Origin of the sequence: Microcystis sp. M015S2 (assembly GCF_020245945.1) — a bacterium.
In the GTDB taxonomy this organism is placed as follows: Bacteria; Cyanobacteriota; Cyanobacteriia; order Cyanobacteriales; family Microcystaceae; genus Microcystis.
In genome coordinates this window covers 1-16,372 of record NZ_JADBTX010000038.1, presented here as the reverse complement: position 1 = coordinate 16,372, position 16,372 = coordinate 1, and the positions used below count along the sequence as shown (strand labels likewise).

The 16,372-nt window shown below is 43.0% G+C and carries 13 protein-coding genes, 1 other RNA gene and 1 pseudogene; 9 read left to right on the top strand and 6 right to left on the bottom strand.

Annotation, left to right across the window (positions count from 1 at the left end; translation table 11 throughout):
* Positions 1-384 (bottom strand): annotated as a pseudogene (locus IM473_RS08410) (helix-turn-helix domain-containing protein); the annotation flags it as partial.
* 631 nt (positions 385-1,015) lie between these two features.
* Here IM473_RS08410 and leuC point away from each other — a divergent pair.
* The gene (leuC, locus tag IM473_RS08405) at positions 1,016-2,416 is read left to right on the top strand and encodes a 3-isopropylmalate dehydratase large subunit (RefSeq protein WP_287659872.1); all 1,401 of its coding nucleotides are present in this window, start codon (positions 1,016-1,018) and stop codon (positions 2,414-2,416) included.
* 645 nt (positions 2,417-3,061) lie between these two features.
* On the opposite strand, the gene IM473_RS08400 is transcribed toward leuC, so the two are convergent.
* The gene (locus tag IM473_RS08400) at positions 3,062-5,500 is read right to left on the bottom strand and encodes a glycosyltransferase family 39 protein (protein WP_287659871.1); all 2,439 of its coding nucleotides are present in this window, start codon (positions 5,498-5,500) and stop codon (positions 3,062-3,064) included.
* A 137-nt stretch (positions 5,501-5,637) separates the two neighbouring features.
* Here IM473_RS08400 and zds point away from each other — a divergent pair, with 137 nt between their 5' ends.
* The 6 genes from zds to IM473_RS08370 all read left to right on the top strand — a co-directional run bounded on the left by zds (position 5,638) and on the right by IM473_RS08370 (position 12,198).
* Positions 5,638-7,098, top strand: a complete 1,461-nt coding sequence (zds, locus tag IM473_RS08395) for a 9,9'-di-cis-zeta-carotene desaturase (protein ID WP_287659870.1) — start codon at positions 5,638-5,640, stop codon at positions 7,096-7,098.
* A gap of 229 nt (positions 7,099-7,327) precedes the next feature.
* On the top strand, positions 7,328-8,023 hold the full coding sequence (locus tag IM473_RS08390; protein WP_287659869.1) for an aldehyde oxygenase (deformylating): 696 nt from the start codon (positions 7,328-7,330) through the stop codon (positions 8,021-8,023).
* Between the two features lie 148 nt (positions 8,024-8,171).
* A complete protein-coding gene (locus IM473_RS08385) occupies positions 8,172-9,191 on the top strand; it encodes a long-chain acyl-[acyl-carrier-protein] reductase (protein ID WP_287659868.1) in 1,020 nt (339 codons plus the stop codon).
* 406 nt (positions 9,192-9,597) lie between these two features.
* Entirely contained in the window at positions 9,598-10,734 is a 1,137-nt protein-coding gene (locus tag IM473_RS08380; protein ID WP_287659867.1) for a DUF58 domain-containing protein, read from the top strand.
* An 86-nt stretch (positions 10,735-10,820) separates the two neighbouring features.
* An RNA gene (gene ffs, locus IM473_RS08375) (signal recognition particle sRNA small type) lies at positions 10,821-10,917 on the top strand.
* Between the two features lie 9 nt (positions 10,918-10,926).
* Entirely contained in the window at positions 10,927-12,198 is a 1,272-nt protein-coding gene (locus IM473_RS08370; protein ID WP_287659866.1) for an MFS transporter, read from the top strand.
* Between the two features lie 36 nt (positions 12,199-12,234).
* On the opposite strand, the gene IM473_RS08365 is transcribed toward IM473_RS08370, so the two are convergent.
* The 4 genes from IM473_RS08365 to IM473_RS08350 form a co-directional block, all read right to left on the bottom strand.
* Positions 12,235-12,864: a DUF3782 domain-containing protein gene (locus IM473_RS08365; protein WP_287659865.1), complete on the bottom strand. Its 630-nt coding sequence runs from the start codon at positions 12,862-12,864 to the stop codon at positions 12,235-12,237.
* 137 nt (positions 12,865-13,001) lie between these two features.
* Entirely contained in the window at positions 13,002-13,856 is an 855-nt protein-coding gene (gene purU, locus IM473_RS08360) for a formyltetrahydrofolate deformylase (protein WP_287659864.1), read from the bottom strand.
* 101 nt (positions 13,857-13,957) lie between these two features.
* Entirely contained in the window at positions 13,958-14,533 is a 576-nt protein-coding gene (locus IM473_RS08355) for a (2Fe-2S) ferredoxin domain-containing protein (RefSeq protein WP_287659863.1), read from the bottom strand.
* Positions 14,534-14,655: 122 nt separating this feature from the next.
* On the bottom strand, positions 14,656-14,820 hold the full coding sequence (locus IM473_RS08350) for an Asr1405/Asl0597 family protein (RefSeq protein WP_287659862.1): 165 nt from the start codon (positions 14,818-14,820) through the stop codon (positions 14,656-14,658).
* A gap of 221 nt (positions 14,821-15,041) precedes the next feature.
* On the opposite strand from IM473_RS08350, the gene IM473_RS08345 reads away from it, so the two are divergent.
* Positions 15,042-15,881: a reverse transcriptase-like protein gene (locus IM473_RS08345; RefSeq protein WP_287659861.1), complete on the top strand. Its 840-nt coding sequence runs from the start codon at positions 15,042-15,044 to the stop codon at positions 15,879-15,881.
* 58 nt (positions 15,882-15,939) lie between these two features.
* Positions 15,940-16,146, top strand: coding sequence for a hypothetical protein (locus IM473_RS22700; protein ID WP_407069745.1), 207 nt, complete (start codon positions 15,940-15,942; stop codon positions 16,144-16,146).
* Positions 16,147-16,372 lie beyond the last annotated feature (226 nt).

The window sequence follows — 16,372 nt, the reverse complement described above, 5'->3', positions numbered from 1 at the left end:
TTCCGTTACATCCATTACCGTTACGACCGGTATCTCTGCTTGATTTAGTAGAGCTTTTTTTCCTTTTAAACGGAAGTTTCCCGATTGTCAAAGCATTTTTTCCGTCTTATTTACAATCCGACCTATAGTTGATTCTGATAGTTGACCACTTGTACCAATGTGAAAATATGTTCTATATTCTCGCCAATATTCTAACGTGACTAAAACTTGTTCTTCTATAGATAGTTTAGGGTTCGGTTCCCTTTTAGATGCTGAATTAGAGTCAGCTTCAACACTTTTTACTGATTCTACCATCTTTCTCTAGGTTTGTTTATACACACCGAAACGGCGTTTTAACTGTTCATCTGATAAGTTTTGATCATCCATATTTTTGCTAATAAATATAGCAAAAGTATAGATGATTTCCTGACCTAAGATCACATTTTATTCTTTTTTCTACTTCCATCTAAAAATCGAGAAAAAAGCCAAATCCTCCACTATACCATAAAAAAATCATGCAAGAGGTCTATTGTCTGATAGCAAAAGGCAATGAGGAATATCGGTAAGACTTCCATGACCTTTCTTGTTAGTTAATTTGGTAGGAATCTTTGAGTATTACTATATTAGTATTAACTACTTAGGAATCCTAGTATCATGGCTGAGTTTATCTCTGATTCTAGGATTAATTGTTCTTGGAGAAATTTATCTGAATAGGAAAGTTAGCGAGCATAATTTAGCGGTGACAAGAAAAGAATAATTTTTTTTGCTATGGACTGAGGGGTTATTCAAGCCTAGAGAATGTTAGACTAAATCCTATTTAAAATTATAGGGATCGGGGGGTAAGGAGCAGCAGGAATTACTCAAATAGTTATTAGCGAAAGTCGTTTCTTTCACTCAAAAACCGATGGTTTTAATCTCTGGCAAAAACAGAGCTATTTATTTATTATCCCTACTAACCAAGAGAAAAGAAAAAATTAATATTTATCGGCTCAGGTTAGCTGATATGATTAGGGAGATGACTATCATTCCAAAGTCAATGAGCGCAAGAACGTTATTCGATAAAGTCTGGGACGCACACACGGTTAAGATTCTTCCCAGTGGACAGACACAATTATTTATCGGACTGCATCTAGTCCATGAAGTCACCAGTCCGCAAGCTTTTTCGATGCTGAGAGAAAGGGGTTTAAAAGTATTATTTCCAGGACGGACTATTGCTACCGTCGATCACATCGTCCCCACCGAAAATCAGGCGCGTCCTTTCCTTGACGATTTGGCCGAGGAAATGATCCGGGCGATCGAAACTAATGTTCAAACCAATCATATTCCTTTCTACGGCATCGGTTCCGGCAATCAGGGCATAGTTCATGTGATCGCTCCCGAACAGGGACTAACCCAACCGGGGATGACGATCGCCTGTGGTGATTCCCACACCTCCACCCACGGCGCTTTTGGGGCGATCGCTTTTGGCATCGGCACTTCCCAAGTGCGGGATGTTCTTGCTACCCAAACCCTATCCCTATCGAAATTAAAAGTGCGTCGAGTGGAGGTAAACGGCGATTTAAACCCCGGTGTCTATGCTAAAGATGTAATTCTCCATATTATCCGTCAATTGGGCGTAAAAGGCGGTGTTGGTTACGCCTACGAGTATGCTGGTAGTACAATTGAACGGATGTCCATGGAAGAAAGAATGACGATTTGTAACATGGCGATCGAAGGTGGGGCCCGATGTGGTTATATCAACCCCGATCAAATCACCTACGATTACCTCAAAGGTCGTGATTTTGCGCCCAAAGACTGGGAAAATGCGGTTAATTGGTGGGAAAGCATTAAAAGCGATACCGATGCGGTTTATGACGATGTGGTGGTCTTTGATGCTGGCGAAATCGAACCCACAGTTACTTGGGGGATCACTCCCGGCCAAGGAATCGGGGTTAACGAAGTCATTCCCACTTCCGAGAGTTTACCAGAAAGTGAAAGAGCGATCGCAGAGGAAGCCTATCAATACATGAAACTCACCCCCGGCACCCCGATTAAAGGCACAAAAATCGATGTCTGCTTCGTCGGTAGCTGTACTAACGGCCGGATCAGTGATCTGCGCGAAGCGGCCAAATTTGCCCAAGGTCATCGTGTTGCCCCCCATGTGAAAGCTTTTATCGTCCCCGGTTCCGAAAGAGTCAAAAAACAGGCGGAAGCGGAAGGATTAGACCAAATTTTCCTAGCATCGGGCTTTGAATGGCGCGAGGCTGGCTGTTCCATGTGTTTAGCCATGAATCCCGATAAATTGCAGGGAGATCAGATCAGTGCTTCCTCCTCCAATCGTAACTTTAAAGGTCGTCAAGGTTCCGCTTCTGGGCGTACTTTGTTGATGAGTCCGGCGATGGTGGTAGCGGCAGCGATTAAAGGGGAAGTCACCGATCCCAGGGAGTTGTTAAATTAAATAGGGTTTGCTGAAAAAGTTTGTTAGTGGGGTCAGGAGTCAGGAGTCAGGAGTCAGGAGGCAGGAGATAGGGTGATGAGACAGCTTCCCCACTTCTCACTCCCTTCTCCCCTTCTCCCTTCTCTACAATAATTACTCGCAACCAGAAATACCTTGGGTTCATATCATACTTTGTGCTTTTTGTCAAAAAAACTTTTTTTTTGCAATAAAACTACATAAAAAAAAGATCATCGTTGTGGGTGAAATTGACTGATTTACCCGTCTTAATTAGGATCACCTTCTAGGTGTGGCAAGGGTTTCAACCATTGCTGCCCAAAAAAGCACACAATAACCGATTATGAAATTCTATCAAATCGCTGTAACCAGCATAACGTCGTTGTTAAATAAAAATCTTTCTCAATTAATTCTTAAGAATTTATAAATATTGCGGAATGTTAATTTAAATATTCTCAAGTTTTTGCAGTAAATCAATAATTTTTACTTATCTTTGTCGGAAAATAGAACTCCTGCAAAAATCCCACATCTACCATGGGGTTAGGAGTCGGTCCCGATGAAAAAATTTTCACCCCCACAGCTGAAAGAGGTTTCTTTCCCCACACCCTACACCCCACACCCCACACCCTACACCCCACTTCCCACTCTATTTTAATTTGACTGCCATAATTGCCAAGCTTTAACGAGATTTCCCCCCATCAAGGCAGCCACTGCATTTAAAGTTTTAATTTCTTCACTATCGGGATTTAATTGTCTAGCTTGATCTAAGACTTTTTGGGCCGCTTGCGGTTGCCAATCGTAGAGATAAATAAAGCCTTGATAAGCATAATGATAGGGATTATGGGGGTCAATTTTAATCATTTCCTCCGTGGCTTTTATTGCCCCTGCCACATCCTGTTGTAGTACCTTAGAAATTGCTAATCCGTAGGCTAAAGATAACTTATCGGGGGGATTTTGTTGCTGTAAACGATAGGAAAAAGCCTTGTCTGCTTGCAGCACATAATCCTGAATCGAATCGTATTGATTGATACGATTAGTTAACTCAAAAATTGGTTCAATACCCGTTAATCCTTGACCAATATTAGCAGACTTTAAGCGCAATTGGGTTACTAAATCTAATGCGGGCGTTGCTAACTTGGGAACCTGAGGATCGATGGTAATTTGAGCATTAGTTTTAATTGGATAGGTTTCGCCAGTTTCCCGATTGAGATAAACAGCAGATAAGCGATAAACTCCGGGGGTTGCTGCCGACTGCATGGCGGTTTTTTCAGTAACTTCAAAACCCTTTTGTTGCTCTTCTGGAGTTAATTTTTCTGCCATTAATCTCCCCATAGCAATACCGTGATCGTGCATCCAATAATCCTTACCGTCCACTTCTTGCCAGGTTAAAATCACCATCCCTGACTTTAATTGTTGCCAGTCTCCGTCCCATTTGTAAACCACGGGAATGGGTTGATTAGGAGAGGCTTTTTCAGCAATGGTAATCTCTCTTAATTCCACCTGTTTTGGCGCATTTTCAAGGGGTTTAACCGTGACGGAAGGATATATTTTTCGGTGTAGGGACAGGGTACTATCATCCGGTAGCTGCCAAGTTTTCTCCACTTGGAAATCTGGCCCAGTGGCGACTCGATTAACAATTTTTTTCTGGACATCGGGGACGGAACCCTGTTCACCAGTTTTAGTTAAAAACCAATCTAAAGAATTGACATCCTTTTCTATATCTTCTTCCCGAACTCCCACCTGTCTCCCAGCAACCTGGGAATTATGTTTACCACCGTAGAAAGAGAGAGTATGTTGATTTAATTCGGGGGTGGAAGGTAAAACCCCTAGGGTGCTGCGAAGATAGGGAGAATCGGCTAGAATCTCTTTAACTACTTCTTCCTGTTGCCAGCCGGTTTTTAAATAGGGGTGGTGTTGTAATTGGGGACTGAAAACGTTAGTAATTATATCTCCCCCCAAGGGGAATAAATTTAAGCTGGTGAGCATAGCGGCAATAGTTATCGTTCCCCAACGGATACCGGGGGCAAAACGACCGCGCCAAGATAATAAACCAACGGATAAAATTAAGGATAAAGTCGGTAAAAGCGGCAAAATATAACGAGCATCTTTATTGATATTGAGGGATGATAATAGGTATCCCCCCAGCAGAAAAACTCCTAACCAAATCCACACAGGACGATTAACCCTATCTTCGGTTTTTCTATGACGTAAGGAGATTAATAATCCCACCAGGTGAACTAATAACAATACCCAAGAAAGAAAATAGGGTAAAACTTGGGCGTAAAATGTCCAGGCATCTGGACTGGTAAGAGGCGGATCTCCCTCCAAAATCGCCGAATCTACCGTGGCACGTTTGCTTGCGGTTAACATTAATAACCAATTCGTCCGATACCAGGGAAACATTAACAATGCTGCCGTGAGAAAACTCAGCATTAATTGCGCTAGATTGCCCCAACGTTTTTGCCGGAGATTTTCGCCCAATACCCATAAAATCGGCAAAAAGAGGAAAAATAGGGCGGTTTGTTTGACTAACATCCCTAAACCGAAAGAAATACCGAAAGCGATCGCTTTTAGCCAGCCTTGACCACTAAATCGCCACCATGTCAAGCAAAAGTAAGAAAACGTTACAATTGCCGCTAAGGGAAAATCTAAGAGATATTCGAGGCGATAATAGTATAAACCGGGAAGAAATTGGCAGATTAAGACCGCCCATAAAGCCACAGTCCCATTAAAGAGGATAATTCCCAATCCGTACACAGAAAAGAGCAGTAGGGTACTATAGATAGCCATTACCCACATACCCGCGTCAAGACTAATACCAAAGAGATTAAAGAAGGGAATCGTTAAAAGATAGGTTAAAGGGGGAATTTTCGGGGACATTAGCCATAAACTGCGCCACCAATCCCCGTCAAACCAGCGAGGATTTTGGAAAGCTTGGGTATAGATAATCCCACCGTTGAGATAATCGGCCTGATCCCAAGCAGGAATAGTATGATCGAGACTAAACCAGAATCTATCGACTAATATCCCCAATATCCATATAATACTGACAATAATTAATCCCTGTCTCCCATCTAGCGATCGCTTCAAAATGACTTCTCCCCAGTGCAACTCTCAATTATTTTGCCACGCCCTCAAGCGACCCTGAAAAAATCGCCAGCGAGAAACACCAGACCGATCGGGGTAAAATAAAGATTTAGTGAAAAATTGTAACAGGAACTTGACAAATGCGAGTGGTGATCGTTGGTGCGGGATTAGCGGGAATGGCAACAGCTATCGATCTGGTCGATGCGGGCTGTACAGTAGAAATCTTAGAATCTCGTCCCTTTGTCGGGGGAAAAGTCGGTAGTTGGGTAGATGCGGACGGTAATCACATCGAGATGGGCTTGCACGTCTTTTTCGGTTGTTACTATAATCTTTTTGAGTTAATGAAAAAAGTGGGCGCTTTTCAATCCCTACTACTCAAAGAACACACCCACACTTTTATCAACGAAGGGGGAAAAATCGGCGAATTAGACTTCCGTTTCGCCGCAGGTGCGCCTTTTAACGGTTTAAAAGCCTTTTTTACCTCCTCCCAACTCTCAGCAGCCGATAAAATCTTTAATTCTCTGGCCTTAGGTACAAGTCCCATCGTCCGCGGTCTGATAGACTTCCAAGGAGCGATGAAAACGATTCGGGATCTAGACTCGATTAGCTTTGCCGATTGGTTTCGTAGCCATGGCGGTAATGACGGCAGTTTAAAAAAAATGTGGAATCCGATCGCCTATGCGTTAGGATTTATCGATACGGAAAATATCTCAGCCCGTTGTATGCTGACGATTTTCCAATTTTTTGCCGCTAAAACCGAAGCTTCCGTCCTGCGGATGTTGGAAGGTTCCCCCCACGAATACCTACATAAACCGATTATTAACTATCTAGAAGCCCGGGGCGCCAAAATCTCTACCCGTCGTCAGGTACGCGAAATTCTCTATTCTGGAGAGGGCGAAAATCTGCAAGTTAATGGCCTGATCGTCGCTAACGGAGAAACCACAGAAACTATCACCGCAGATGCCTATGTTTGCGCTGGTGATGTCCCTGGTATTCAGCGTCTTATTCCCCAGGATTGGCGGAAAATGCCGATTTTTGACAATATTTTCCGACTAGAAGCCGTTCCCGTCGCCACGGTACAATTGCGTTTTGACGGTTGGGTGACGGAATTAAATGATGCCGAAAAACGCCGACAACTGCAAAAAGCGGTGGGAATTGACAATCTTTTGTACACCCACCAAGCGGATTTTTCCTGTTTTGCAGATCTTGCTCTCACCAGTCCTAGGGATTATTATCGCCCCGGAGAAGGTTCTTTGTTGCAGTTGGTTTTAACCCCCGGGGATCCTTTTATTAAAGCTAAAAATGAAGATATTGCCCAGCACGTTTTAGCGCAAGTCCATCAGTTATTTCCCTCCTCGCGGGAGTTAAATATGACTTGGTTTAGTGTGGTGAAATTGGCCCAGAGTCTCTATCGGGAAGCACCGGGGATGGATGTCTATCGTCCCTCGCAAGCGACTCCTATTGCTAACTTTTTCCTTGCCGGTAGTTATACCCAACAGGATTACATTGATAGCATGGAAGGGGCGACTTTATCGGGTAAACAGGCAGCCAGGGCCATCTTACAACAGGCCGAGCGCTGGAAATCTTTAGCCACGGTTTGAGCAAACAGCCAGCAATCTCCTCCCTTGAGAAGGGATTGCCTCTAGATTTGTTTTCAGTGGCAAAAGATAACCGCTATAGTTAACTTGGCAAGTCAGCCCCTCAGGCCAAGCTATACAAAAAAGACCGATCGAGCTAGACTCGTAAAAAGATCACTCCATCTAGAAGGCTTACCCTAGACTGGAAAGAATGTCGGAAAAATCTCGTCAGAAATAGGAGTCAATCGAGTTTATGCCAGAGCTTGCTGTACCATTAGAGCTTGATTTCACCAGCGAAACCTATAAATCAGCCTATAGTCGCATTAATGCCATCGTTATTGAAGGCGAATACGAGGCCAATAGCAATTATATTCAATTAGCAGACATCCTCGCCGATAACAAAGAAGAGTTACACCGTCTGGCAAAAATGGAAAACCGTCACATGAAAGGTTTTCAAGCTTGCGGCCAAAATTTGCAAATCACTCCTGATATGGATTATGCCAGAGAATTCTTTTCCTCTCTGCACAATAACTTCCAAATTGCCTACGCAGAAGGTAAAACCGTTACCTGTTTATTAATCCAATCTTTGATTATCGAAGCTTTTGCGATCGCTGCCTATAATATTTATATTCCTGTTGCTGATCCTTTTGCGCGTAAAATTACTGAAGGCGTAGTTAAAGACGAATATTTACATCTCAATTTTGGCGAAGAATGGCTAAAAGCGAACTTTGAAACCGCTAAAGAGGAATTAGAAGCCGCAAATCGCGCTAATCTACCCATTGTCTGGAGAATGCTCAATCAAGTCGAGAATGATGCTCGCGTCCTCGGTATGGAAAAAGAGGCCCTCGTGGAAGACTTCATGATTAGCTACGGGGAAGCTTTAAGCAATATCGGTTTCAGCACCCGTGATATTATGCGAATGTCTGCCTACGGATTAACTGCTGTCTAAAGCTTGAGCGTCGAGATTTCTTTTTTTCGCCCTGCTGCCGCTCAACACAGAGCGGCTCTTTTGTGTATTATATTTAAGAGTCTTAACGATTTCTTAGCAATATCCTCATTTTTATCTAGTGCCATCTAGTCTAACGAAAGAACAATCAATGTTTGGTCTTATAGGTCATCTTACCAGTTTAGAACACGCCCAATCGGTCGCCGACGATCTAGGTTATCCTGAATATGCTAACCAAGGATTAGATTTTTGGTGCGCTGCCCCCCCGCAAATTGTCGATGATTTTCATGTCACCAGCATCACGGGGCAAACCATCAGAGGAAAATATATCGAATCCTGTTTTTTACCAGAGATGTTGTCGAATCGTTGGGTAAAGTCTGCTATTCGTAAGGTGCTAAATGCCATGGCACTCGCTCAAAAAAGTGATATCAATATCACCGCACTCGGCGGTTTTTCTTCAATTATTTTCGAGGAGTTTAATCTCAAAGATAATCGACAGGTGCGCAATATCGAGCTAGATTTTGGCCGTTTTACCACCGGTAACACCCACACCGCTTACGTCATCTGCACTCAGGTGCAAACCCTCGCTGACAAAATGGGCATCGATTTATCTCAATCTACCGTCGTGGTTTGTGGGGCCACGGGAGATATCGGCAGTGCTGTTTGTCGTTGGTTAAATGAAAAAACCGATACAAAAGAACTAATCTATGTGGCACGCAATCAAGAGCGTTTACAATCTCTCCAAGAGGAGTTAGGACGCGGTAAAATTCTCCCCCTAGAGGAGGCTTTACCCCTGGCTGATATCATTGTTTGGGTGGCTAGTCTGCCTAAAGGGGTGGAAATTGATCCAGATAAACTCAAGCGCCCCTGTCTTATTATTGATGGTGGTTATCCGAAAAATTTAGGCATGGTATTAAATGCCCCCGATATTTCGGTGATTAAGGGCGGCATTGTCGAGCATTCCCTCGATATTGACTGGAAAATTATGAAAATCGTCAATATGGATATTCCCTCTCGTCAAATGTTTGCCTGTTTTGCTGAGGCGATTTTATTAGAGTTGGAGGGTTGGCAAACTAATTTTTCCTGGGGACGCAATCAAATTACCGTCCCTAAAATGGAACAAATCGGCACAGCTTCCCGCAAACACGGTTTTCAACCTTTGTTATTTTAACTAATACCCCCAACCCCCCACCGACCACGGAATTAGAAGTTTCAGGCGACAAATAATTAGGAGTAAGTGCTTGACTTTGGCGGCGGCTTGGGTTATGATTGTCTCATAATCGGATGTTTGTGTTTACGGTTGAATGCTGGAATTACCATTATTAATAAACTCTTTTAAAAATATTATCCCAAAATCTGCCGACAAAAGCAAGCAAAATTTTGCCATCAATTGTTAAGTTTTGTTAAGAAAAATCCCAAGAGTGGCAAGGAAGAGAACTTCCTTAGCTGATCAGTCCGATATCCTTGATAGTTTCTCATGGCTTTTGGGGGAATTATAGAAGTGTGGGACTGATTTTTAGCTTTCTAGCAAAGACGACAAAACCACTAAACCCTGACTAGATCTAGATTTTTTCCTGATGAAAACTTGGTTAGAAGATCGCGGTATTTTACCCGCTTACGGTGGGGGGGTAATCATTGGCATTACCCTCTGTTTTTTCGGAGCTGCGACTAATACCATGGCGGGATGGTTGTATGCTATCTGTGGCACGACAATCGCTGTTTTAATTTTATCGATAATTTTACCCCGTCGTTCCCTTCTTCCCCTGAAAGTGCGTCGTCTTGCCATTGTACCCGTAAGTGCGGGAGACGATCTTAGTATTAGCCTAGAGATAGAAAATACTAGCAATCAGCCGATAAATCTGTTAGAAGTGACAGAGATGCTGCCTATAGTTCTCGCTCAGCCAAAAATAACCCCAATAGAAGCGATTGCCCCCAAAAGTTGCCATCGTTGGACTTATTATTTACCCACCAGTAAACGGGGTATTTATCACTGGCAAGAAGTACAATTAAGAACAGCAGCCCCTCTCGGTTTATTTTGGTGTCGTCGTTGTAGTCAAGCAGCGGCTAAAGCTTTAGTTTATCCCCAAGTTTTACCCTTACAACAATGTCCCCTAATCGATTCCCTCGGTCAAGAGATGGAACAAAAATTAGAAAATAATCGCTATTATCAAAGGGCTAGTCAAGGACTTACGCGTAACCTGAGACAATATCGCCAGGGTGATTCTACCCGTTTAATTCACTGGAAAACTAGCGCCCGTTTGGGAGAATTGCAAATTCGGGAATTGGAAGTGTTAACGGGAGGACAGGAAGTGATTATCTGTCTCGATACCCTCTGTGATTGGCAAGAAGACAGTTTTGAGCGGGCGATTATTGCCGCTGCTTCCCTCTATTTTTATGCCCATCGTCGGCAATTAAATGTGAAACTCTGGACCGGTGAAACGGGTTTAATTCAGGGGGAAAGGGTCATTTTAGAAACTTTAGCGGCTATAGATGCAAAAGCTAGTCAAAAAAACGCTAATCTGCCTAATTTACCTCTAATTTGGTTGACAAGTAACTTCAATTCCATCGAACAACTCACCCCCGGCAGCCGTTGGTTATTTTTCCTCGCTGCCGATTCTAGGGAGAGTCCTTCCGTCTTAATCCGACAGTTTAGCGGATTGGCGATCGAACCGGAAACTTCTCTACAACAACAATTGCAAAAACCCCCTCGTTGAGGAAATTTCCGTTCACAGTCTAGATTGAGAGGAGATTCTTCGGAAAAAAATGTCGGTATCCCCGAAAAAGATGTTATGATAGAAAAGACTCGGACTCATGCGATCGCAACGCCTTAACCTTGTCAGGACCGGAAGGTAGCAGCAATACGGGATGCTTGTGACTGGCGTGATCTCCGGGTCTTTTTGTTGCCTGTGACGGTCGCTGTTGTGAACGCTTTCAAAACTTTTCGATCGCTTACTGGCGAAACTCGTCGTCAACTACTCTTCCTCTTCGTCACGGCGCTGTTTTTCTGGATAAGTATCACCACTCTTGTCCCCACTCTCCCCACCTATATTAAATCCCTAGGCGGTAGCAAACAAGATATCGGTTTTGTCATGGGGGCCTTTGCTATCGGTTTAATTTTATCGCGCAGTTGGTTAGGCAATCTAGTTGATCGCCGCAGTCGCAAATTAGTGGTTTTATTTGGAACTATTGTCGCCGCTACCGCACCCCTCGGTTATCTATTTTTTCGCGATCTTTCCTCTTTATTCGCCGTCCGCGCCTACCATGGTCTCAGTATCGCCGCTTTTACCACCGGTTACAGTACCCTAGTGGTGGATTTTTCCCCCGTTCGTCAACGGGGAGAGATAATTGGTTATATGAGCTTAACTGCACCCATAGGCATGGGAATCGGTCCAGCTTTAGGCAGTTATCTCTACGAATCGATCGGTTATAACGGTTTATTTCTAGTTTCCGCCGCTTCAGGAGCGATCGCCTTTCTCTTGGGTTTCTCCATTCAAGAACCGGACTTCAAGAAAAAATTAGCCCAAATGAAGGCAGAAAATCAGACAATCGAGCGCAGTTTTTGGGCATTATGTCAAGAGCGAGCTTTTTTAGTCCCCACCTTAGTTTTTCTATTGGTCGGTACTTTATTCGGCGGTTTAGTCGCTTTTTTACCCCTGTTTCTCCTCGAAAATCAGATCCCTTTCAGTGCCGGTCTATTCTACAGTTATGCGGCACTATCGGGCGTAATCGGACGGATTTTGTCGGGAGGAGCCAGCGATCGCTATGGGCGGGGTTTATTCATCACTATTAGCGTTTTTTGCTATGGTTTATCCATGTTGGTTCTATCTTCTGCCCGATCTTCCTCCGCTTTAATTTTAGCCGCTATCCTCGAAGGTACGGGAGGGGGGATTTTATTCCCTATGTTACTGGCTTTAATCTCCGATCGCTCTGGGCCCCAAGAACGCGGCCGGGCCTATTCTATCTGTATCGGCGGTTTTGATGTGGGAACAGCCTTAGCTGGTCCAATTCTGGGGGTTTTAGCAATTTCCTACGAAACTATGTTTAGTTTATCGTCAGGATTAGCTGTTATTGCTCTCTTTCTCTTTTTTACTCTTTCTAACCCCACTATCCGCCATTCTTTTCTCTTCGCTTTCGGTTTAGAAAAAGATCGTTATGCTCTGCGCGGACAATTACAATAAAGCTTACTGAAAAAGTTTTTCCTAGTACAGGGTTATTTAATAGGTTTGAGGTTGAAAATTATCGGGAATATCTAATTCAAATACTTGGTCATGAATCCGAGCCACATAAAGCCCTTCTTGCAGAATTTTTTCGCGTAATTCTGGGGATAAATCAACGGCGGCTAATATGCCATAGAGTTTTTTATCTTTATGTTCAGGAAAAAAGCGGCGAAACCGTTGCAAAATACTTTTTAATTGAGTAATATCTTCCTGTCTAGCATGACTTTTAACCTCAACGATATAAGCAGTATTTAGCTCACCATTGGTATAGGCAAGAACATCAATTTCTATGTGTTGTCCTTCTTTACTGACTCGGACACTGGGACTGATGACTTCCATACCAAAGCGTTGTCTGAGAATCGTTTCCATTGAAGGAAGGGCAAGTCCTTCGGTAAAGCTGCCGAATTTGGCACCGAGTCCCCCAATTTGTTTGCCCAGTTCTTTGAGTTGTTTGTCAGTTTCTTTCTGTTGTTGGGCGTTTTCCTTCTGTTGTTGACTAACTTCCTTCAATAGTAGTTCAGTCTCCTTCTGTTGTTGACTAACTTCCTTGAGTTGTTTGTCAGTTTCTTTTTGAGCAGCAGTTAATTCGGCTAAGAGTCGCCATACATCTTCGGATGTGGTTGCCATAGATAATTTTTTCCTTCTGATCTGGTCTATTACTATTTTAGTCAATTGCGCCGGTACTTCCTAATTTTTAAGCTTCAATGCTCTCTTTTTTGTCAAGTACATCTTATCCCATTTTAGATGAGCTTACCCTAGCAACCTTAAGCGAATACTACCGTGCGATTAGCGTAAACCAAAACGCGATTTTGCAAGTGTAAACGTACCGCTCGCGCTAACACCACCCTTTCTAAATCCTTACCTTGACGAATTAAATCTCCCACGGTATCGCGATGGCTAACTCTGACCACATCCTGCTCGATAATTGGCCCCTGATCGAGATCGGCAGTGATATAATGGGCGGTGGCTCCAATAATTTTTACCCCTCGATCGTAGGCCCGTTGATAGGGATTAGCTCCCGCAAAAGCTGGTAAAAAAGAATGATGAATGTTGATAATATTGGGGAAAAAGTTAATAAAATCTGGAGTGAGAACCTGCATATATTTAGCTAAAATCACTAAATCTATCCGGTATTCCCGCAGTAACTCTAATTGTCTGGCTTCCTGTTCAATCTTGGTTTCGGCGGTAACGGGAAGATGATAAAAATCAATACCAAATTGATTGGCAACTGATTGTAATTCTCGATGATTGCTAATAATTAAAGGAATTTCTGCCCTAATTTCTCCCGCCTGTTGTCGCCATAATAAATCGAGAAGACAATGATCCTGTTTTGTCACCCAAATAGCTAGACGCGGGACAGTATCGGAAAAATGTAGGGACCAACTAGCCTGCAAAGGTTTGGCAATAGCGGCGAAAGCTGGTTCGATCATTCCACGGGGTAAATTAAACCCCTCTAATTGCCATTCTATCCGCATCAGAAACAATCCCGCCGAAAAATCCGTGTGTTGGTCAGCGTGGATAATATTGCCGCCATTAGCGTAGATAAAATTAGCGATTTTCGCCACCAGACCAATCTGGTCGGGACAAGAAATTAACAAGGTTGCAGTGGCAGCAGTCATAAATTATCGCCGGCAAGAATTGACTTTTTCTACCCCTAATTTATTACAATTTTAGCCACTTCGTCCCTTAGATACACAAAAAAGATCGATTCAATTTTCAGTCAAACTGATAGGCTTTTCCCTTGCTCAGAAGTGGCAAAATGCCGCTCGATTAGGGAGGGTACATCTTGGGGAGCTACCTGATTATAATGCTTTTTATCGGGCATAACCACCAGATTCGGGCCTTTTTTGCACTGTTTTAAACAGCCAGTTAATTTAATATTCACCGCTTCTCCCAGTCCTTTTTCCTCTAAACTACTCTCTAACCTTTGGCAGACTCTCGCACCGCCATTTTTCCAACAATCGGACTTCTGACAGATTAAGACGGTGGCTTTTTTCGCTTTTGCTGGAGCCACTTCTGGGGTTTTTTCGCCAGATAAATGCTCGATCCCTAGTACCCTCAGTTTTAATTTTCCCTTTTTTGAACAAAGACTACTTTCTCCCGTCACTTTTAGCCATGAGTGGAGAGCAATATTGAGAGGTATGTGGTCTCGCAGTGTTTTTTCGGGCTTAAACCAATATTCTCGTTTATCAACACTGATTCTCAGGTATTTTACCTTATATCCGTCCTTGAGGACAAAACCGAGGAATTGACCGACCACTTGAAAGGGAACCATGCTAGTTACAGATTTTGACATACTTTCTCACTTTTTACTCTCAGATTGCTAATTTTTCTCAAGGATTATGCCTGCCAACAGGTTTCTAGCCAACCAATTAAAGAGCCTCGGGAAACCTCTACCTGTCGCAGGACAATCCACAGCTATAAAAGTTGAGCGTAGGCATCAATGCGAACCTGCAAAAGCTGATGGAGCCAGCATTTACATTCAATGTCTAGGGACTGGAGCCGGTGGTAGAGCTGCCAGCGATCCCAAGCACTAATATTGAAGATTTTCTCACCTTCCGATAGCCATTTGTCTATACCCATGGGGCTTTTAATTGAGAACTATTAGCAATATAACTCTAGGCTGATGTTCTCAGTATAACCGACAACTGCAAATAATTATCAATAACCTGAAGAAAAAAAGTTACCCGGTAGCGGCGATCGGCTAAAATTTTGCTTGTCCGCTTTGCCGATCCCGGAATCCCTACCGCCTACAATTGTCAAAGAGATAAAAATGGAGATAACAAGATTTATTGACGAAAATTATGGATAAAAAAGCTCAAAAAAACGATAATTCAGCAGTTCTCTATTTTGATGGTGGTTCTCGCGGCAATCCGGGGAGCGCAGCCGGTGCAGCGGTAATAGTTTTAGCCGAGGGTAATTCCTTGACAACGACTAGATATATGGAGAGAGCCACTAATAACGAGGCTGAATACACGGGATTGATTATTGGATTGGAAAAAGCCCAAGAATTAGGCTTAAAAAGCCTAGAAATTCGCGGAGATAGTCAATTAGTCATCAATCAAGTTAAGGGAGACTGGAAGGTAAAAAGCGATAGTTTACGTCCCTTTTATCAGCGTGCTTGTCAATTAGTCACCCAATTCGATCGCATTAGCTGGCGCTGGATTGAACGAGCTAAAAATAGCGTGGCTGACGCTGCTGCCAATCATTGTATGGATGCGGCGAAAAAATCGCCAGAAAAACCGAAGGAAGGTGAAACTAATCTCGATATTCTGCTCCAATCCCTGAAACCAGTCTTAAATACTGAAGAATTCGTTTTTTCTTCCCTAACAGCAACGGGACTAGAACAGCTACAATTAACCCCTATCTGCCAATTTCGGGAAGAGGAAGGCATAACGGTGATTATTCCCCGTCAGCAGGCTGATCGCACAAAATTGCAGTACAAATATATTTATAGACAAATTACTCTTTCTGTGCATTCTAGTTTAGCGGCGGTGGGATTTTTAGCGGTAATTAGCGAGAAACTGGCCGCAGCGGCAATTAGCGTCAATGTCATTTCTGGTTATTATCACGATCATTTATTTATCCCTAGGGATAGGGTGACAGAAGCGATGGCTATTCTCGAAGAAATTAGCCGCTCATAACAGTTATCAGTTATCAGTTATCAGTTATCAGTTATGGTTCTTCGGTTTGTGTTATGCAATGAACGGGGTTATAAGGGTTTCATCCCTTATAGAGAAAGATATTTGGCGATTTTTGTCAATTGTTTTTGATCTAGAGCGAACTAATCAATTAAATCTCCTGCCAGATAAGGATTTAGTCGATTTATGTTCTCCTATCGAACCATACCAAGTAACGAAGAACCTCAGTTATCAGTTATCAGTCATTAGGAGTCAGGAGTCATACTAAATCCGTTGAGTATAAGCTACATATCAGGACAGGCAAAAGGCAATAGGCAAAACGGGCAATAGATAATCAGTTTTTAATAACTGGATTTAGTGTCAGGAGTCAGGAGTTATCAGTCAGCTTGTATTTATTCTCCCCACTCCCCAATTCATAATTCATAATTCATAATTCATAATATCAGGACAGGCAAAAGGCAATAGGCAAAACGAGCAATAGATAATCAGTTTTT